This is a genomic window from Nocardioides thalensis, from assembly GCF_013410655.1.
In the GTDB taxonomy this organism is placed as follows: domain Bacteria; phylum Actinomycetota; class Actinomycetes; order Propionibacteriales; family Nocardioidaceae; genus Nocardioides; species Nocardioides thalensis.
This window is the reverse complement of sequence record NZ_JACCFP010000001.1, coordinates 1,697,501-1,715,738: the sequence shown is the minus strand read 5'-3', so window position 1 is coordinate 1,715,738 and position 18,238 is coordinate 1,697,501. Positions and strand designations below refer to the sequence as shown.

Genomic DNA, 18,238 nt, shown 5'->3' with positions numbered 1-18,238 from the left:
GCGGCGCCGGACACCTGCTCAGGAGACGGTCTTGGGGGCCACCAGCCGGGTCGCCACCCAGTCGCGGCTGACCGCCGCCGTGGTGGTCTGCGACAGGCCAGCGATGGGCGCCGCCTCCGCGACGTCGGCCGGGTCGACCGCGCCCGGCCGGCCGACCTTCGGCGTCAGCAGCCAGATCACGCCGCCGCCGACGAGGTCGGTCAGCGCGTCCACCAGTCCGTCGACCAGGTCGCCGTCGTCGTCGCGCCACCACACCATGACGACGTCGACCACGTTGCCGTAGTCACCGTCGACCATGTCGCCGTCGATCGCGTCCTCGATCGCGACCCGCAGCTCGTCGTCCGTGTCCTGGTCCCAGCCGAGTTCCTGAACGACCATCCCGGGCTTGAGTCCCAGGCGGTCGACGGGGCTGGTCGGTGCAGCACCGCCACCAGCGGTCGAGCTCACGGTCAGTTCCTCCAGGTGCGACAGACGGTCAGGTTGCGGAGTAGTCCAGCGGAGTCGGCGCGAAAGGGCAACCCATCCGCCCCTCCGGCGCGCCGCGCGGCCCGCGGCCGCCAGGCTACTGCTGGGTAAATTCCCCGGTGACCGGTTCAGTGGGACGATTGCAGGCGTGACCCAGAACACCCCTTCTGTCATCCACGAGGGCCTGCCGACCCAGCTGCCCGACATCGACCCCGGCGAGACCCAGGAGTGGATCGACTCCTTCGACGCGATGCTCGAGCAGCGAGGCCGCGACCGCGCCCGCTACGTGATGCTGCGGCTCCTCGAGCGCGCCCGCCAGACCCAGGTCGGAGTGCCGGCCCTGCGCAGCACCGACTACATCAACACGATCCCGCCGGAGCGGGAGCCGTGGTTCCCCGGCGACGAGGACGTCGAGCGCCGGATCCGGGCGTTCATCCGCTGGAACGCGGCCGTGATGGTGTCGGCTGCCAACCGCAAGGGCCTCGAGGTCGGCGGCCACATCGCCACCTACCAGTCGTCCGCCAGCCTCTACGAGGTCGGCTTCAACCACTTCTTCCGCGGCAAGGACCACCCTGGCGGCGGCGACCAGATCTTCATCCAGGGTCACGCCTCCCCCGGCATCTACGCCCGCGCGTTCCTCGAGGGCCGACTCAACGAGGAGCAGCTCTTCCGGTTCCGCCAGGAGGTCCAGCACGGCACGGGCGCCGGCCTGTCGTCGTACCCCCACCCCCGGCTGATGCCGGACTTCTGGGAGTTCCCGACCGTCTCGATGGGGCTCACCGGCATCAACTCGATCTACCAGGCGCGGTTCAACCGCTACCTGCACAACCGCGGCATCAAGGACACCAGCCAGCAGCGCGTGTGGGCGTTCCTCGGCGACGGTGAGATGGCCGAGCCGGAGTCGCTCGGCGCGATCCGCGTCGCCGCCCGCGAGGAGCTCGACAACCTGGTGTGGGTCGTCAACTGCAACCTCCAGCAGCTCGACGGCCCGGTCACCGGCAACGGGAAGATCATCCAGGAGCTGGAGGCCAACTTCCGCGGCGCCGGCTGGAACGTGATCAAGGTGATCTGGGGCCGCGAGTGGGACGAGCTGCTCGCGCGCGACGTCGACGGCGTGCTCGTCAACCAGATGAACTCCACGCCCGACGGCGCGTTCCAGACGTTCTCCGTCGAGTCCGGCGCCTACAACCGCGAGCACTTCTTCGGCCCCGACCCGCGGCTGCGGGCGATGGTCGAGCACATGACCGACCGTCAGATCGAGAAGCTGCCGCGCGGCGGCCACGACTACCGCAAGGTCTACGCCGCGTTCGACGCCGCGACCAAGCAGGTGGGCCAGCCGACGGTGATCCTCGCCAAGACCATCAAGGGCTGGACGATCGAGGCGCTGGAGGGCAAGAACGCCACCCACCAGATGAAGAAGCTCACTCAGGACGACCTGAAGAAGTTCCGCGACCGGCTCTACCTCCCGGTCTCCGACCACGACCTGGAGAAGGCCTACGAGGAGACCGGCACCGCGCCGTTCTTCCACCCGGGCAAGGACTCGCCGGAGATCGACTACATGATGGAGCGGCGCCGCCAGCTCGGCGGCCCGCTGCCCCAGCGCGTCGACCGCTCGAAGCCGCTCAAGCTCCCCGGCGACAGCGTCTATTCCGAGCTCAAGCAGGGCGGCGGCAAGCACAAGGTCGCCACCACCATGGCGACGGTGCGGCTGCTCAAGGACTGGATGAAGGACCCCGAGATCGGCAAGCGCATCGTGCCGATCGCGCCCGACGAGTACCGCACGTTCGGCATGGACTCGATGTTCCCGTCCGCCAAGGTCTACGACCCAGCGGGCCAGCAGTACGAGTCCGTCGACCGCAAGCTGCTGCTCGCCTACAAGATGTCGCCGCAGGGCCAGCTGCTCCACGAGGGCATCTCCGAGGCGGGCGCGATGGGCTCGGCGATCGCCGCGGGCTCGTCGTACGCCACGCACGGCGAGCCGATGATCCCGTTCTACATCTTCTACTCGATGTTCGGGTTCCAGCGGACCGGTGACTCGATCTGGGCGATGGCCGACCAGATGTCGCGCGGCTTCCTGATCGGCGCGACCGCGGGCCGCACGACGCTGACCGGCGAGGGCCTCCAGCACGCCGACGGGCACTCGCCGCTGATCGCCGCGACCAACCCGGCGGTCGTGCACTACGACCCGGCGTTCGCCTACGAGGTCGCGCACATCATGCAGGCCGGGCTCGAGCGGATGTACGGCGAGGACCCCGACAACGTCATCTACTACCTCACCGTCTACAACGAGCCGGTCGACCAGCCGAAGGAGCCCGACAACGTCGACGTCGAGGGCATCCTGCGCGGTCTCTACTGGACGTCGAGCTCCGAGGGCGACGGCCCGAAGGTGCGGCTGATGGCCTCCGGCGTCGCCTACCCGTGGGTCGAGGAGGCGAAGCGGATCCTCGCCGACGAGTGGGGCGTCCAGGCCGAGACCTGGTCGGTCACCTCCTGGAACGAGCTGGCCCGCGACGCCGTCGCTGCCGAGGAGTGGAACCTGCTGCACCCGAACGAGGCGCCGCGGACGCCGTACGTCGCCGAGAAGCTCAGCGGGGGCAGCGAGCCCGTCGTCGCGGTGTCCGACTACATGCGTGCGGTGCCGCTGCAGATCGCGCGCTGGGTCCCCGGTGACTACCGGGTCCTGGGTGCCGACGGCTTCGGCTTCGCCGACACCCGGCCCGCGGCGCGGCGCTTCTTCCACATCGACGCCCAGTCGGTCGTCGTCCAGGCGCTCGCGGCGCTTGCCGACGCCGGCCAGATCGACGCCGCGAAGGTCAAGGAGGCGTTCGACCGCTACCGGATCGACGACCCCACCGCGGTCGCCGGGGTCAAGCAAGAGGGCGGCGACGCCTGACCGCTAGGCAGTGGCTACGGCCTCGACCGGCGGAAGGGCCCCGGACCTGAGGAGTCGCCGCCACTTCGCCCGCGAGTACGTCGCGGGCGAGGTGCGGTCGACCCAGTCGACGAGCAGGTCGGCGAACCGCTCGGGGTCGTCCTTGTGCGGGAAGTGGCCGGAGTCGTCGAAGATCGTGACCTCCGCGGTCGGGGCGAGCGTCGCCAGCTCCTCCGCGTGCTTGACCGGGATCACCATGTCGTCGCGACCCCAGACCACGTGCACCGGCATCTCGGCGGTCAGGTAGGCGCGGTCGCGCATCGACAGCACCTGGCCGCGCCAGTCGATCGCGGCGCGCACGAGGTGGACGATCGCCCGCCGGGCGCGCGGGTCGGCGAAGCTCTCGAGGATGTCGGCGACCTCGGCGAGGTCGCGGGTCTCCCGCAGCCCGAGGTCGCGCAACCGGCGCAGGGCCAGCTGCTCCGCCTGCCGCAGCCCGGGCATCGTGAGCACGCCGAACGCGAAGATCCAGCCGGGCAGCGAGATCGCCCGGATCAGTGGGGTGACCTCGCGGCCGAGCCCGCCGGCGTTGAGCAGCATCAGCCGCTCGGTGCGCTCGGGGAACTGGTAGGCGAACTGCATCGCGACGCCGCCGCCGAAGCTGTGCCCGACCACGGTGACCTTGTCGATGCCCAGCACGGTGAGCAGGTCGCGCATCCCGTTGGCGTAGCCCGCGACGGTGTAGTCGGCGCGCGGCTTGTCGGAGCGGCCGTGGCCGAGGAAGTCCGGCGCGATCACGGTGAACCGCTCGGCCAATCGGTCCACGACCGGCGCCCAGGTGGTGTGGTCGCACGCGAGCCCGTGCAGGAGCAGGAGCGCCGGGCCGTTGCCCCGCTTGACGTAGGCGCGGCGGTGGCCGTGCACGGTCACGAACTGCGGCTCGTCCATCTCCAGCCCCTTCCCCGCTGATGGTGATTCGCGATTCAACCACGTGGTCCTGAGCGTCGCCGTGGCACCCGCCACGCCGCTGCCGGTCGGTGTCGCGTGCGAGACCCCTAGACTTGTGGGGTGTCGACGAAGGATCCGCGCCGCCGGGCCACCACCCAGCTGCGCCGGGCATCGGGCCGGTTGAGCACCGCGGCGACCACGCGGATGGACGCCGAGCTGCCCTGGTTCGCCGCGCTGAGCGCCGAGGCGCGCTCGTACGTCGGGCTGATCGTCCAGGCCGGCGTGAAGAGCTTCGTCGACTGGTACGCCGACAGCGGCAGCACGCCGCCGGCGTCCCAGCTCGCGAGCGCGGTGTTCGGCGCCGCGCCGAGGGCGATGGCGGGGGTGATCTCCCTGGAGCAGACCGTCGACCTGGTCCGGCTCTCCATCGACGTCGTCGAGCACAGCCTCGACGACGTGCTTCCGCCGGAGGACGCCGCCGACGTGCACGCGGCCGTGCTCCGTTACGGCCGGGAGCTCGCGTTCGCCACCGCGGAGGTCTACGCGCGGGCCGCCGAGATGCGTGGCGCCTGGGACGCGCGGCTCGAGGCCCTGGTGGTCGACTCGGTCCTGCGCGACGAGACCGACGAGGCCGTCCTCTCCCGGGCGAGCGCGGTGGGCTGGAGCGCCCGCGGCGACGTCGCCGTGATCCTGGGCGCGGCACCCGAGGGCCAGAGCGAGGCGGGCGTGTTCGACGCCGTACGCCGCGCCGCGCGCGACGTCGGGATGGACGCGCTGTGTGCCGTCCAGGGTCACCTGCTGGTCGTGATCCTCGGCGGCATCAGCGACGCCGAGAAGGCCGGCAAACGGGTCGTGGAGTTCTTCGACGGCGGGCCGGTGGTCATCGGACCCGTCGTGCCCGACCTCGGCCACGCCCACGTCTCGGCCGCCTCGGCCCAGGCCGGCCTGCGCGCGGCGGCCGGCTGGCCCGACGCGCCACGACCGGTCTGCAGCGGTGATCTCCTGCCCGAGCGCGTGCTCGCCGGCGACCCCACGGCGCTCGAGCACATGGTCGGGCAGATCTATCGCCCGCTCGCCGACGCCCGCGGCACCCTCGTCGAGACGCTGACGGCGTACTTCGCGAACGGCGGCGGCATCGAGGCCACCTCGCGGGCCCTCTTCGTGCACGCCAACACCGTTCGCTACCGGCTCGGACAGGTGGCCGACCTCACCGGCCTGACGCCCGGCCAGCCTCGCGACGCGCTCACGCTCCAGATCGCCCTCGCCCTCGGCCGGCAGGAAGAGACGCGTTTGTAGGAACCTCACAAACCTCGCGCCGCGAGTTTCGTTCCACCCGCACGCGCGATGCGTGCCACCGGCGCGGCAGGCTGGATCCCGTGCTCGTTATCGTCGCCCCCGGCCAGGGAGCCCAGACTCCCGGCTTCCTCGCGCCCTGGCTCGCCGAGCCGATCTTCGAGTCGCGGCTCCACTGGCTCTCGACCGTTGCCGGGCTCGACCTCGCCCACTACGGCACGGCCGCCGGCGAGGAGGAGATCCGCGACACCCGGATCGCCCAGCCGCTGCTCGTGGCCGCCGGGCTGGTCACGGCGCTCGAGCTCTTCCCCCACCCCGCCGACGCGTTCGCGCGCATCGGCGCCGTGACGGGGCACAGCGTCGGTGAGATCACCGCCGCCGCGGGCGCGCGGGTGATCACCGCAGAGCAGGCGATGGTGCTCGTGCGCGAGCGCGGCCGCGCGATGGCCGAGGCCGCGGCCGCCACTCCCACCGGGATGACCGCGGTGCTGGGCGGCGACCGCGCCGAGGTGCTCGCCACGCTCGAGCGGCACGGCCTCACCGCCGCCAACGACAACGGCCCGGGCCAGGTGGTGGCCGCCGGCACGCGCGAGCAGCTCGACGCGCTCGCCGACGGCCCGCCGGAAGGCGCCCGGCTCCGCCCGCTCTCGGTCGCCGGCGCGTTCCACACCTCCCACATGGAGCCCGCGGTCGAGCACGTGGCGTCCCTGGCCCGGGCCGTCTCCGTCCACGACCCCCGCACACCGGTCCTCTCGAACCGCGACGGCCAGGTCGTGCACGACGGCAAGGACGTGCTGCGCCGGATCGTGGGCCAGATCGCGCGTCCGGTGCGCTGGGACCTCTGCCTGGAGGCGATGGTCGACCTCGGCGTCACCGGCATTCTCGAGGTCCCGCCGGCCGGCACGCTCACCGGCATCGCGAAGCGCTACTTCCGCTCGGCCGGCCACGCCGTCGAGACCTTCGCGCTCAGCACCCCCGACCAGCTCGACGACGCCCGCGCGTTCTGTGACCGGCACGGCGAGGAGTCACCGATCGACTCCTCCCCCACGTGGCGCATGGTCGTCTCGCCGGCCAAGGGCGTCTTCCACCGCGACGCCGCCGTCGCCGACACCGGCCTGCTGCCCGCGGGCGTGACGATCGGCGACGTCGCCAGCCTGCGCGACCGGATCACCGTCACCGCAGCCCACGGCGGCCACGTCGTCGAGTGGCTGGTCGAGGACGGCGACCCTGTCGCGCCGGGCCAGCCACTGCTGCGCGTCTACCCGGACGGCGCCGCATGAGCGAGCCCGGTCTCCTCGGGGTCGGCTCCTACCGGCCGGCGCGGATCGTCCCCAACTCCGAGATCGTCGACGCGATCGACTCCACCGACGAGTGGATCCAGCAGCGCTCGGGCATCCGCGAGCGCCGCATCGCAGGGCCCGACGAGTCCGTCGTGTCCATGGGCACCGCTGCCGCGCGCACCGCGGTGGAGCGCGCCGGACTCGACCCCCAGCAGGTCGATTGCGTGATCGTCGCGACCGTGAGCCACCCGCTGGCCACGCCGAGCGCCGCCGCGCGGATCGCCTTCGAGCTCGGCACCGACCAGGCGGCGGCGTTCGACGTCTCCGCCGCGTGCGCCGGCTTCTGCCACGGCGTCGCCGTCGCTGCCGACCTGGTGCGCGGGGGCAGCGCCCGCCACGTCGTGGTCATCGGCGTCGAGAAACTCAGCGACATCACCGACCCGCACGACCGCGGCACCGCGTTCATCTTCGCCGACGGTGCGGGTGCGGTCGTCGTCGGACCGACGGAGTCCGCCGGCATCGGTCCCGTCGTGTGGGGCTCCGACGGCGAGCAGTACGACCTGATCCGCTCGATCGGACCCGGCGAGCCGACGCTCACCATGCAGGGTCGCGAGGTGTTCCGCTGGGCGTCGTACTCGATGGCCAAGGTCGCCCTCCAGGCGCTCGACCGCGCCGGCGTCGGACTCGACGAGCTCGACCTCTTCGTGCCGCACCAGGCCAACAACCGCATCACCGACGCGATGGCGCGGGCGATGAGCCTGCCCGACACGGTCCGCATCGCCCGTGACATCGTCGACGCCGGCAACACCTCCGCCGCGTCGATCCCGCTGGCGCTGGACCGGATGATCGCCGACGGCGACGCCCGCCCCGGTGACCGCGCGCTGCTCGTGGCGTTCGGCGCCGGCCTCTCGTACGCCGCGCAGGTCGTCACCCTCCCCTGACGGCCCTCCCTGCCCAGCTTCACCCAACCACCACGAAGGAGAACAGATGAGCACCGAAGAGATCCGCGCCGCGCTTGCGGACATCGTCAACGAGGTCGCCGGCATCAGCGCCGACGACGTCCAGCTGGACAAGTCGTTCACCGACGACCTGGACGTCGACTCGCTGTCGATGGTCGAGGTCGTCGTCGAGGCCGAGGAGCAGTTCGGCGTGAAGATCCCGGACGAGGAGGTCAAGAACCTCAAGACGGTCGGCGACGCGGTGGCCTACATCGAGCGCGCCCGCGCGGCGGCCTGAGGTCACGATGACCAAGAACCAGCGCATCCGCGTCGTCGTCACGGGCCTCGGCACCACCAACCCGCTCGGTGGTGACGCGTCCACGACCTGGGAGGCGATGCTCGCCGGGAACTCTGGCGTACGCCGCCTCGAGGACCCCCGCTTCGCCGACCTGCCGGTGCGGATCGCTGGTACGGCGGCGGTCGACCCGACCGAGGTGATCGAGCGGGTCCGGGCACGCCGCCTGGACCGCTCGTCCCAGCTGGCCCTGGTGGCCGCGACCGAGGCCTGGCGCGACTCCGGCCTCGACGTGCCCCAGCAGGCTGGCGACCTCGACGGCGAGCGCGTCGGCGTCGCCATGGCGTCGGGTATCGGTGGGGTCCAGACCCTCCTGACCAACTACGACGCCATGCTCGAGAAGGGCCCGCGCCGGGTCTCCCCGCTGGCGGTCCCGATGCTGATGGCCAACGCGCCGGCCGCCACCATCTCGCTCGAGATCGGCGCCCGGGCCGCGGTCAACACCCCGGTCTCGGCCTGCGCCTCGGGCAACGAGGCGATCGCCCTCGCCGCCGACCAGATCCGTCTGGGCCGCGCTGACGTCGTCGTCGCCGGCGGCACCGAGGCGGCGATCCACCCGCTGCCGATGGCCGCGTTCTCCAACATGATGGCGCTCTCGAAGAACGAGGGCGACCCGACGACGGTCTCCCGGCCGTGGGACACCGGGCGCGACGGCTTCGTGCTCGGCGAGGGTGCGGGCGCCCTCGTGCTCGAGTCCGAGGAGCACGCGCGCGCCCGCGGCGCCCGGATCTACGCCGAGGTGCTCGGCGCGGGCATCACCGCCGACTCCCACGACATCGCACAGCCCGATCCCGAGGGCCGCGGCGGCACCCGCGCGATCCAGCGGGCGATCGAGGAGGGCGAGCTGTCGTCGGCCGACATCGCCCACGTCAACGCGCACGCGACCTCCACGCCGCAGGGCGACGTCGCCGAGGGCCTGATGCTGCACGCGACCCTGGGCGCCCACGCCTCCGAGGTCGTCGTCACCAGCACGAAGTCGATGACCGGCCATCTGCTCGGCGGCGCCGGCGCGCTGGAGGCGGTCGCCACCGTGCTGGCGCTGCACCACCGTGTCTCCCCGCCCACGATCAACCTCGACGACCAGGACCCGGCCGTCGAGCTGGACATCGCGACCAAGGTCCGCGACCTCCCGCTCGGCCAGATCGCCGCGCTGAACAACTCGTTCGGCTTCGGCGGGGCCAACGTCGCGGTCGCGTTCGGAGTGTCCTGATGACCGCACCCACCACGGAGTCCCCGGCGGCCGCCGCCAAGCCGGCCAAGCCGCCGCGCGAGGAGGACCCCCGCTACCCGCTCACGCGGCTGACCGCCCTCCTCGACCCCGGCAGCCTCGAGCTGATCTCCCCCGGCGGCGCGGACTCCCAGTCCGGCATGATCGCCGCCGTCGGCACCGTGGGCGGCACGCCCGTCGTGGCGTTCTGCTCCGACGCGACCGTCATGGGCGGCGCCATGGGCGACGAGGGCTGCCGGGTCGTCGTCGACGCCTACCACCGCGCGCTCACCGACCGGGTGCCGATCATCGGCCTCTGGCACTCCGGCGGCGCCCGTCTCGCCGAGGGCGTGCTCTCCCTACACGCGGTGGGCCGGATCTTCCACGTGATGACCCAGGCCTCCGGCAAGATCCCGCAGATCTCCGTGGTGCTCGGCCCGGCAGCCGGCGGCGCGGCGTACGGGCCCGCGCTCACCGACGTCGTGATCCTCGGCCCCGAGGGCCGGATCTTCGTGACCGGCCCCGAGGTGGTGCGGTCGGTCACCGGCGAGGCGGTCGACATGCTGCGTCTCGGCGGTCCGGAGCCGCACGGCCGGCGCTCCGGCGTGGTGCACCTGGTCACCGACACCGAGCAGGGCGCGCTCGACCGGGCCCGCGACGTCGCCGGCTTGCTCGGCAGCCAGGGCAGCCTGGCGGTCGACGAGGTCGAGGATCGCGACCTGTCCCAGCACCTGCCCGAGTCCGTGAAGCGGGCCTACGACGTGCACCCGCTGATCGACGACCTGCTCGACGCCGACACGTCCGTGGAGCTGCACGCCCGGTGGGCCCCCAACATCGTCACCGCGCTCGGACGCCTCGGCGGCCGCACGGTCGGCGTCGTCGCCAACAACCCGCTCCGGCTCGGCGGCTGCCTCGACTCCCAGTCGGCGGAGAAGGCCGCCCGCTTCGTGCGGATGTGCGACGCGTTCGGGGTGCCGCTCGTCGTGGTCGTCGACGTCCCGGGCTACCTCCCCGGCGTCGGCCAGGAGTGGGACGGCGTCGTCCGGCGCGGTGCGAAGCTGCTGCACGCGTTCAGCGAGTGCGTCGTCCCGCGGGTGACCCTGGTGACGCGCAAGACGTACGGCGGCGCCTACATCGCGATGAACGCCCGCTCGCTGGGCGCCACCCGCGTGTTCGCGTGGCCCGGCGCCGAGGTCGCGGTCATGGGCGCCGTCGCGGCGGTGCGGATCCTCCACCGGAGGCGCCTCGCCGACGTGCCCCCGGACCTGCGGCCGCGAGTCGAGGCCGAGCTGGCCGCCGAGCACGAGCGGATCGCCGGCGGGGTCGAACGGGCCGTCGAGATCGGCGTGGTCGACGAGGTCGTCGAGCCCGGTCGCACCCGGTCCGCGCTGGCGGGTGCGCTCGCCGACGCCGTGCAGGCCGAGGGCGTACACCGCGGCCTTCACGGCAACATCCCGCTCTGACCTGTCCGTAGTTCAGACGGCCGCTGCGTAACCGGCGGCCGTCTGACTACGTTGGACGCACTGTGAGGGTCATCACTTTCGTCCTGGGCCTGACGCTCGCCACGAGCACGCTGGTGGGCGCCTCGACCGCGTCACGCGCCGACGAGGTCACACCGGCGACGGAATCGGTCTCCTACAAGGACTGGGGACGGGCCCGGGCGCCCGACCAGGTGCTGCGCAAGGGCTGCAACCTCTACCGGTTCCGGTACCGCGTCCGTCCGCCGGCAGGCGAGTTCTGGACGGCCGAGATCTTCCTCAAGCGCCCGGACGGCGTCACCCTCGGCCACAGGTTCTACAACAACGACAAGCCCGACCCGGACCCGAAGCGGGCGACCCGGCGGATCGAGGTGTGCAAGAGCTCGACGTGGTTCGGCCGCCACAAGCTGTCGATGCGCGTGACCTGGTTCGACGAGGACGACGACCCCCACTCGGGATGGGTGAAGCCGTCGTACTTCCGGATGATGCGGCCCTGACGGAACCTTCGGACGACCTGCCCGGATCGCCGCTTCGCGCCGACCCGCTCGTTCCTCGCTCCCGGCGCTCAGACGACCTGGTGCAGCCAGCGCACGGGAGCGCCCTCGCCGGCGTGGCGGAACGTCTCGAGCTCGTCGTCCCAGGGCTTGCCGAGGAGCTTGTCGATCTCGAGGTCGAGCGTGGTCTCGCCGAGCGCGGCCCGGACGACCGCGGCCTTGAGCCGGTCCTCGGGGATCATGATGTCGCCGTGCAGGCCGGTGACGGCGTGGAAGACGCCCAGGTCGGGCGTGTAGGAGAACCGGGCACCCTCGGTCGAGGAGGTCGGCTCCTCGGTCACCTCGAAACGGAGGTGGTTCCAGCCGCGCAGGGCCGAGGCCATGGCGGCTGCCGAGCCCGCCTTGCCCGACCACGAGAACTCGCAGCGGTAGGTGCCGGACTGGGCCCCCTGTGGCGTCCAGCTCGGGTTGACGGGGACACCAAGGACACCGCCCACGGCCCACTCGACGTGAGGGCACAGCGCAGACGGTGCGGAGTGGACGTAGAACACGCCCCGCGTTGTTGCAGTGGTCACGACGACTCTCCTCGGTCTTCCTATCTCCGGCGTGAGCTACGCCTTCCCCAGCGGGCTCCACGGACGGTCGACCTCGACGAGCGAGTGACACTTGTGTAGTTGTGCTCCTATTGTGACCCATGAGGCGCTTTCACGCCAGTGTCAGTTCCTCCAGCACCTTACGCGCGATTCCGAGGCCGCCGAGGTGGCTCTCCCCGTCGATCACGGTCATCGTCGCGTCGGGCAGCCGCGCGACGACGTGGGCGCCGTGCCGGAACGGCACGATGTGGTCGTCGTCGCCGTGCCACCAGCGCACCGGCGCCTTGACGTCGGCGAGGTCGAAGCCCCAGTCGCGCGTGAACAGCACCAGGTCCGCGAGCGGAGCGGACGTCTGGAAGCGACTTCCGTTGAGCAGGTCGTCGAGGAACATCGCCTTGAACTCCGGGCGCGACAGCAGGTTCTTGTCGCCCGGCGGCTGGACCGCGGCGTAGAGGTCGAGGGCCGGGCCGGCGAGCGGCTTCACGGTCCTGATGGCCGTCGTGATCGCCGCGCCCAGCGGCCGGCGGGCGTGCGTGAGCAACGGTGCGAACCGGACGGCGAGCTGGATGGGGCCGCCCTCGACGGCGTCCGGCCCGCGGGTCGGCGCCACGCCGCCCAGCACGCCGACCCCGACGACCCGGTCGGGCAGCGCGGCCCCGGCGGCGAGGGCGTAGGGCCCGCCACCGGAGAGGCCGATCACGCGGAACGTGTCGAGCGCGAGAGCGTCGGCGAGCAGGGCCAGGTCGTTGGTCCAGTCCAGGACGCTCGGGTACTGGTACGGCGTCGAGGAGCCGATGCCGGGTCGGTCGACGCCGATGATGCGCAGGCCGTGCTCCTCGGCGTACGTGCGCGCGTCGATCGGGATCTGGCGCCGCGCGCCGGGTGTGCCGTGCATCCACACCAGGGCCGGTCCCCGTGGAGAGCCGTACTCCGCGAAGCTGAGGCGTCGCCCGTCGCGCACGGCGACGCTGCCCTCGAGGGTCGGGCGACGCGGCGAGTCGTTGCGGGCCTCGCGGCGCGGGACGGGAAACACCATGGCGAGGAGTGTCCCACGGCGAGTCGCCTCGCCGGATCTCGTGTCCAGCCCCGTGGCCCGCGGTGATGTGTCCTAGTCTGCCGCCATGAGCAACGACGCGGCCCTGGTCCCACCGGCTCTGCCGCGTCCCCCGGGGCGGTCGTCCCGCACCCGGTGGATCGTCGGCGGCGTCATCGCCGCCGTGATCGTCGTCGGCTGGCTGGTGTGGTACCTGCTCTCCCCCGGTGCGCTCCCCACGAGCGACCGGACCGAGAGCGGCTCCGGCGTGGCCGGTTCTCCGCTGTACGTCGAGATGTTCCATGCGTCCGACGACTTCGACCGCACGCTCCATGTCTCGGGCGTGGACGTCACCGGCGACGTCCCGGAAGGCGTCACGGTCACTCCCCTGCTCTGCCGGGGCTCGCTCAACGGCGTGACCCCGAGGACCGAGGGCTTCTGCAGCGAGCTGGTCGACCCGGAGGGCGAGGACCTCGGCGCCGGCGACTCGATCGTCGTCGAGCTCGAGTCCGACAGCGCCGCCGAGGTCCACCTCGACCGGATCGAGATCTCCTTCCGGCAGGACATCCGCTTCGGCAGCGAGCCCGCCGGGATCAGCGGCGCCGACATCACGTTCGTCGAGCGCTGATCGGCCCGGTCCCGGTCCGCTCCGGGTCCGGTCCTAGTCCGCGGACCTCTCCAGAGCGGCGGCACGCTCGGCCGCGTCCGTGATCTCGTCGGCATCGATCGCGTTCGTGCGGTGGAACCACGTGAGCGCGTCCTTGGTGCGGCCGGACTGCTCGAGGGTGTCGGCGTAGGCGTAGCGGAGGCGCACCACCCATGACTCGCGGCTCTTGCTGTTCAGCGGAGCCAGCTCGAGAGTCCGCAGAGCCGCCTCGAACTGACCGAGGTCGCGACGCGCGCCGGCCTCGACGATCGTCATCTCGGCCTTGGCCGCAGCCGGGAAGCGCGCCACCGAGGGGCTCTTGGCCAGCTCGATCGCCCGCTTGGCGTTGCCCAGGGCGCGGTGACAGTCGGCCATGATCGGCAGGTACGCCGTCGCGCCGTTGATCCGCTTGGCAGCACGCAGCTCGGAGAGCGCCTCGGCGTAGTGACCCGCCGCGTAGGCCGCCTCGCCGGCGGCCTCGCGCACGACCGCGAGGCGCGGCGCACGGGCCCGCGCGGCCAGCGTGTGCTGGTAGGCGACCTCGGGCTCGTCGTCGATGAGCCGGCCGGCAGCGGCGAGGTGCCGCGCGACGCGCATGCCGAGCTTCTCGGGAAGACCGCGCAGCTGGGAGCGCACGTCGGGCGCGAGCTCGCTGCCCGTGACGTCGTCGGGCAGAGGCGGACCGTCGTAGAGCTCCTGCTCCTTGGTGCGGGGACCCTTCTCGCCCCGCTCGCGGGCATCGCGGCCCGGAGCGCGGCGCTGCGCCGGCTTGCCCCCGCGCTGACCGGGCTTCCCGTCCCGCTGGCCGGGCTTGCCACCGCGCTCGGGCCTGCCGTCGCGCGACGACTTGCCACGCTCGGGCCGTCCTGTGGACCTGCCGTCGCCCTGGGGCGCGCGGCCCCGGGCGGGCTTGCCGCCTCGCTCGTTGGGCTTGCCACGGCGCTGCTCTGCCACGACGATCTCTCTTCTCTTGGGTCGGGTACTGCGAAATACAGTAGAGGCCACCCGAAGGTGGCCTCTACCGGAGGAGCGCTGTGCGCTCTCTCTATAACGAAGTCCGGCGGCGTCCTACTCTCCCACGACCTCTCGGTTGCAGTACCATCGGCGCTGGCAGGCTTAACTTCCGGGTTCGGTATGGGACCGGGTGTTTCCCTGTCGCTATGGCCGCCGTAACTCTATGAACCACCCGTGTGTGCCCCGGTGTGTGTACCTGGGGGGGTGGTTGGATTGTGGACGCGATGTACACGGCGTGTGTGTTGTGTGATTGCCCGCAACACTGTGGTGTTTGTGTGTTGTGTTGGGGGTTTGTGTGGCAAGTGTTCGGCCTATTAGTACCGGTCGGCTGGGCATTGCTGCTGTACACCTCCGGCCTATCAACCCAATAGTCTGTTGGGGGCCTTACACCCTCAAAGGGGTGGGGAAACCTCATCTTGAAACGTGCTTCCCGCTTAGATGCGTTCAGCGGTTATCACTTCCGAACGTAGCTAACCAGCCCTGCACCTGGCGGTACAACTGGCACACCAGAGGTTCGTCCATCCCGGTCCTCTCGTACTAGGGACAGCCTTTCTCAAGTTTCCTACGCGCGCGGCGGATAGGGACCGAACTGTCTCACGACGTTCTAAACCCAGCTCGCGTGCCGCTTTAATGGGCGAACAGCCCAACCCTTGGGACCTACTCCAGCCCCAGGATGCGACGAGCCGACATCGAGGTGCCAAACCATCCCGTCGATATGGACTCTTGGGGAAGATCAGCCTGTTATCCCCGGGGTACCTTTTATCCGTTGAGCGACACCCCTTCCACATGGTGGTGCCGGATCACTAGTTCCGACTTTCGTCCCTGCTCGACATGTCTGTCTCACAGTCAAGCTCCCTTGTGCACTTACACTCGAAACCTGATTGCCAACCAGGCTGAGGGAACCTTTGAGCGCCTCCGTTACATTTTGGGAGGCAACCGCCCCAGTTAAACTACCCATCAGGCACTGTCCCTGAACCAGATCATGGCCCTAGGTTAGACATCTAGTACGACCAGAGTGGTATTTCAACGATGACTCCCACCGAACTGGCGTCCGGTGTTCACAGTCTCCCACCTATCCTACACAAGCCGAACCAAACACCAATGCCAAACTATAGTAAAGGTCCCGGGGTCTTTCCGTCCTGCCGCGCGTAACGAGCATCTTTACTCGTAGTGCAATTTCGCCGAGTCCATGGTTGAGACAGCGCCCAAGTCGTTACTCCATTCGTGCAGGTCGGAACTTACCCGACAAGGAATTTCGCTACCTTAGGATGGTTATAGTTACCACCGCCGTTTACTGGGGCTTAAATTCTCCGCTTCGAGCGTGAGCTCTAACAGGTCCTCTTAACCTTCCAGCACCGGGCAGGAGTCAGTCCGTATACATCGTCTTACAACTTCGCACGGACCTGTGTTTTTAGTAAACAGTCGCTTGGGCCTGGTCTCTGCGACCCTTCACGCTCACCCAGCAAGTGGGGTCACGATCCGGGTCCCCCTTCTCCCGAAGTTACGGGGGCATTTTGCCGAGTTCCTTAACCATGGTTGTCTCGATCGCCTTGGTATTCTCTACCTGATCACCTGAGTCGGTTTGGGGTACGGGCGGCACCATTCCTCGCTAGAGGTTTTTCTCGACAGCATAGGATCACCCACTTCCCCCCTACGGGGTCGGCATCACCTCTCAGGCCCGACATTCAAGTCAGAGTGGCGGATTTGCCTACCACTCGCCCTACGGGCTTACCCACCGTCAACCATCGCGGTGGTTGGGCTACCTTCCTGTGTCACCCCATCGCTTGACTACTACCGGATCGGATCCCACGCTCCACACCACGCTCTCACCCCGAAGGGATCGATACGTGGTGCTTCGGGTGGTTAGCATCACCGGGCTCGTCAGGGACGGCATGGCGCCGGTACCAGAATATCAACTGGTTGTCCATCGACTACGCCTGTCGGCCTCGCCTTAGGTCCCGACTTACCCAGGGCAGATTAGCTTGACCCTGGAACCCTTGATCATTCGGCGCACGGGTTTCTCACCCGTGATTCGCTACTCATGCCTGCATTCTCACTCGTCTCCCATCCACCGCTGGATCACTCCGCGGCTTCACCCGGAAGACGACGCTCCCCTACCCAACCACACCCCTTACGGGTATCTGCATGGTTGCCATGGCTTCGGCGGACGGCTTGAGCCCCGCTACATTGTCGGCGCGGAATCACTTGACCAGTGAGCTATTACGCACTCTTTCAAGGGTGGCTGCTTCCAAGCCAACCTCCTGGTTGTCACTGCGACTCCACATCCTTTTCCACTTAGCCGCCCCTTAGGGGCCTTAGCCGATGGTCTGGGCTGTTTCCCTCTCGACTACGAACCTTATCGCCCGCAGTCTCACTGCCACGCTTACACTTACCGGCATTCGGAGTTTGGCTAACGTCAGTAACCTGGTAGGGCCCATCGGCTATCCAGTGCTCTACCTCCGGCAAGCAACACGCAACGCTGCACCTAAATGCATTTCGGGGAGAACCAGCTATCACGGAGTTTGATTGGCCTTTCACCCCTATCCACAGGTCATCCCCTCCATTTTCAACTGAAGTGGGTTCGGTCCTCCACGCCGTCTTACCGGCGCTTCAACCTGCCCATGGATAGATCACTCCGCTTCGGGTCTAGAGCGTGCGACTCAACCGCCCTATTAGGACTCGCTTTCGCTACGGCTACCCCACACGGGTTAACCTCGCCACACACCGCTAACTCGCAGGCTCATTCTTCAAAAGGCACGCCATCACCCCAACACCACAAGTGGCAGCCGGGCTCTGACGGATTGTAGGCACATGGTTTCAGGTACTATTTCACTCCCCGCCAGGGGTACTTTTCACCTTTCCCTCACGGTACTGGTCCGCTATCGGTCATCGAGAAGTATTTAGGCTTAACGGGTGGTCCCGCCAGATTCACACACCATTCCAGGAGTGGCATGTTACTTGGGAAAAAACCCCACCAACACACGTGTCTTACACCTACGGGGCTATCACCCGCTACGGCACCGCTTCCCAACGGACTTCGACTTCAACACGCACACTAGCGAGCATCCGGCAGAATGCTCCAGGTAAATCCCACAACCCTCACCTCGCAACCCCTGCCGGGTATCACACGAGACAAGTTTGGCCTCATCCGATTTCGCTCGCCACTACTCTCGGAATCACTATTGTTTTCTCTTCCTGTGGGTACTGAGATGTTTCACTTCCCCACGTTCCCTCCCAACACCCTATTTCATTCAGGTGCAGGTAACACGACATGACTCGTGCTGGGTTACCCCATTCGGAAACCCCCGGATCAACGCTTCCTTGCCAACTCCCCAGGGAATATCGCAGGCTGGAACGTCCTTCATCGGCTCTCGATGCCAAGGCATCCACCATGTGCCCTTACCAACTTGCCAAACAAACCCACAACACAACAAACAAACACACCCACCCCAACAAAGAAAGGCAGGCGCATCAGATGCCATCTTGCGAGCTCATCAACATGAGCTGTATATCAAGACACAAAACTTCTACAATCATTGCGAACTATCACACTACAAACCACGACCCGATCAACCCCCGCAAAGGGGCAAACGAAGCGTGGTCTGCTCGCGTCCACTATCCA

At 69.0% G+C, this 18,238-nt stretch carries 14 protein-coding genes and 2 rRNA genes; 9 read left to right on the top strand and 7 right to left on the bottom strand.

All coding sequences use genetic code 11. From position 1 onward, the window contains the following. Positions 1 to 18 precede the first annotated feature (18 nt). Entirely contained in the window at positions 19 to 447 is a 429-nt protein-coding gene (locus tag HNR19_RS08460; RefSeq protein WP_179667501.1) for a DUF3052 family protein, read from the bottom strand. Between the two features lie 166 nt (positions 448 to 613). On the opposite strand from HNR19_RS08460, the gene aceE reads away from it, so the two are divergent. Continuing rightward, positions 614 to 3,358 carry a pyruvate dehydrogenase (acetyl-transferring), homodimeric type gene (gene aceE, locus HNR19_RS08455; RefSeq protein WP_179667500.1) on the top strand — a complete coding sequence of 915 codons (2,745 nt, stop codon included), beginning with the start codon at positions 614 to 616 and terminating at the stop codon, positions 3,356 to 3,358. 3 nt (positions 3,359 to 3,361) lie between these two features. Here aceE and HNR19_RS08450 read toward each other — a convergent pair whose 3' ends face one another. Beyond that, positions 3,362 to 4,285, bottom strand: coding sequence for an alpha/beta fold hydrolase (locus tag HNR19_RS08450; RefSeq protein ID WP_179667499.1), 924 nt, complete (start codon positions 4,283 to 4,285; stop codon positions 3,362 to 3,364). 120 nt (positions 4,286 to 4,405) lie between these two features. Between HNR19_RS08450 and HNR19_RS08445 the strand changes: the two genes are divergently transcribed. The 7 genes from HNR19_RS08445 (at position 4,406) to HNR19_RS08415 (ending at position 11,333) form a co-directional block, all read left to right on the top strand. After that, positions 4,406 to 5,581 carry a PucR family transcriptional regulator gene (locus HNR19_RS08445; RefSeq protein ID WP_343047108.1) on the top strand — a complete coding sequence of 392 codons (1,176 nt, stop codon included), beginning with the start codon at positions 4,406 to 4,408 and terminating at the stop codon, positions 5,579 to 5,581. Between the two features lie 80 nt (positions 5,582 to 5,661). Beyond that, positions 5,662 to 6,858, top strand: coding sequence for an acyltransferase domain-containing protein (locus HNR19_RS08440; RefSeq protein ID WP_179667498.1), 1,197 nt, complete (start codon positions 5,662 to 5,664; stop codon positions 6,856 to 6,858). Continuing rightward, positions 6,855 to 7,799 carry a beta-ketoacyl-ACP synthase III gene (locus tag HNR19_RS08435; protein ID WP_179667497.1) on the top strand — a complete coding sequence of 315 codons (945 nt, stop codon included), beginning with the start codon at positions 6,855 to 6,857 and terminating at the stop codon, positions 7,797 to 7,799. Before HNR19_RS08440 ends, HNR19_RS08435 begins: the two co-directional genes overlap by 4 nt. 46 nt (positions 7,800 to 7,845) lie before the next feature. Next, positions 7,846 to 8,094 carry an acyl carrier protein gene (locus tag HNR19_RS08430; RefSeq protein ID WP_179667496.1) on the top strand — a complete coding sequence of 83 codons (249 nt, stop codon included), beginning with the start codon at positions 7,846 to 7,848 and terminating at the stop codon, positions 8,092 to 8,094. Positions 8,095 to 8,101: 7 nt separating this feature from the next. Next, positions 8,102 to 9,361 carry a beta-ketoacyl-[acyl-carrier-protein] synthase family protein gene (locus tag HNR19_RS08425; protein ID WP_179667495.1) on the top strand — a complete coding sequence of 420 codons (1,260 nt, stop codon included), beginning with the start codon at positions 8,102 to 8,104 and terminating at the stop codon, positions 9,359 to 9,361. Next, a complete protein-coding gene (locus tag HNR19_RS08420) occupies positions 9,361 to 10,821 on the top strand; it encodes a carboxyl transferase domain-containing protein (RefSeq protein ID WP_179667494.1) in 1,461 nt (486 codons plus the stop codon). The genes HNR19_RS08425 and HNR19_RS08420 overlap by 1 nt, the downstream gene beginning before the upstream one ends. 62 nt (positions 10,822 to 10,883) lie before the next feature. Next, entirely contained in the window at positions 10,884 to 11,333 is a 450-nt protein-coding gene (locus tag HNR19_RS08415) for a hypothetical protein (RefSeq protein WP_179667493.1), read from the top strand. A gap of 68 nt (positions 11,334 to 11,401) precedes the next feature. Here HNR19_RS08415 and HNR19_RS08410 read toward each other — a convergent pair whose 3' ends face one another. Next, entirely contained in the window at positions 11,402 to 11,905 is a 504-nt protein-coding gene (locus HNR19_RS08410) for a DUF3145 family protein (protein WP_179667492.1), read from the bottom strand. Between the two features lie 130 nt (positions 11,906 to 12,035). Further along, positions 12,036 to 12,959, bottom strand: coding sequence for an alpha/beta fold hydrolase (locus HNR19_RS08405; RefSeq protein WP_179667491.1), 924 nt, complete (start codon positions 12,957 to 12,959; stop codon positions 12,036 to 12,038). Positions 12,960 to 13,044: 85 nt separating this feature from the next. Between HNR19_RS08405 and HNR19_RS08400 the strand changes: the two genes are divergently transcribed. Beyond that, on the top strand, positions 13,045 to 13,584 hold the full coding sequence (locus tag HNR19_RS08400; RefSeq protein WP_179667490.1) for a hypothetical protein: 540 nt from the start codon (positions 13,045 to 13,047) through the stop codon (positions 13,582 to 13,584). 33 nt (positions 13,585 to 13,617) lie between these two features. On the opposite strand, the gene HNR19_RS22665 is transcribed toward HNR19_RS08400, so the two are convergent. The 3 genes from HNR19_RS22665 to HNR19_RS08385 all read right to left on the bottom strand — a co-directional run bounded on the left by HNR19_RS22665 (position 13,618) and on the right by HNR19_RS08385 (position 18,029). Then, positions 13,618 to 14,556, bottom strand: coding sequence for a tetratricopeptide repeat protein (locus tag HNR19_RS22665; protein WP_179667489.1), 939 nt, complete (start codon positions 14,554 to 14,556; stop codon positions 13,618 to 13,620). Positions 14,557 to 14,657: 101 nt separating this feature from the next. Continuing rightward, a 5S ribosomal RNA gene (gene rrf, locus HNR19_RS08390) occupies positions 14,658 to 14,774 on the bottom strand. 136 nt (positions 14,775 to 14,910) lie between these two features. Continuing rightward, positions 14,911 to 18,029: ribosomal RNA gene (locus tag HNR19_RS08385) — 23S ribosomal RNA — on the bottom strand. Between the last annotated feature and the right edge of the window lie 209 nt (positions 18,030 to 18,238).

What these genes read in the sequence shown, in the direction of transcription:
- HNR19_RS08450 (WP_179667499.1), bottom strand. Translation starts at nt 4,285, where the DNA reads ATGGACGAGCCGCAGTTCGTGACCGTGCACGGCCACCGCCGCGCCTAC.
- HNR19_RS08435 (WP_179667497.1), top strand. Translation starts at nt 6,855, where the DNA reads ATGAGCGAGCCCGGTCTCCTCGGGGTCGGCTCCTACCGGCCGGCGCGG.
- HNR19_RS08430 (WP_179667496.1), top strand. Translation starts at nt 7,846, where the DNA reads ATGAGCACCGAAGAGATCCGCGCCGCGCTTGCGGACATCGTCAACGAG.
- HNR19_RS08425 (WP_179667495.1), top strand. Translation starts at nt 8,102, where the DNA reads ATGACCAAGAACCAGCGCATCCGCGTCGTCGTCACGGGCCTCGGCACC.
- HNR19_RS08420 (WP_179667494.1), top strand. Translation starts at nt 9,361, where the DNA reads ATGACCGCACCCACCACGGAGTCCCCGGCGGCCGCCGCCAAGCCGGCC.
- HNR19_RS08405 (WP_179667491.1), bottom strand. Translation starts at nt 12,959, where the DNA reads ATGGTGTTTCCCGTCCCGCGCCGCGAGGCCCGCAACGACTCGCCGCGT.
- HNR19_RS08400 (WP_179667490.1), top strand. Translation starts at nt 13,045, where the DNA reads ATGAGCAACGACGCGGCCCTGGTCCCACCGGCTCTGCCGCGTCCCCCG.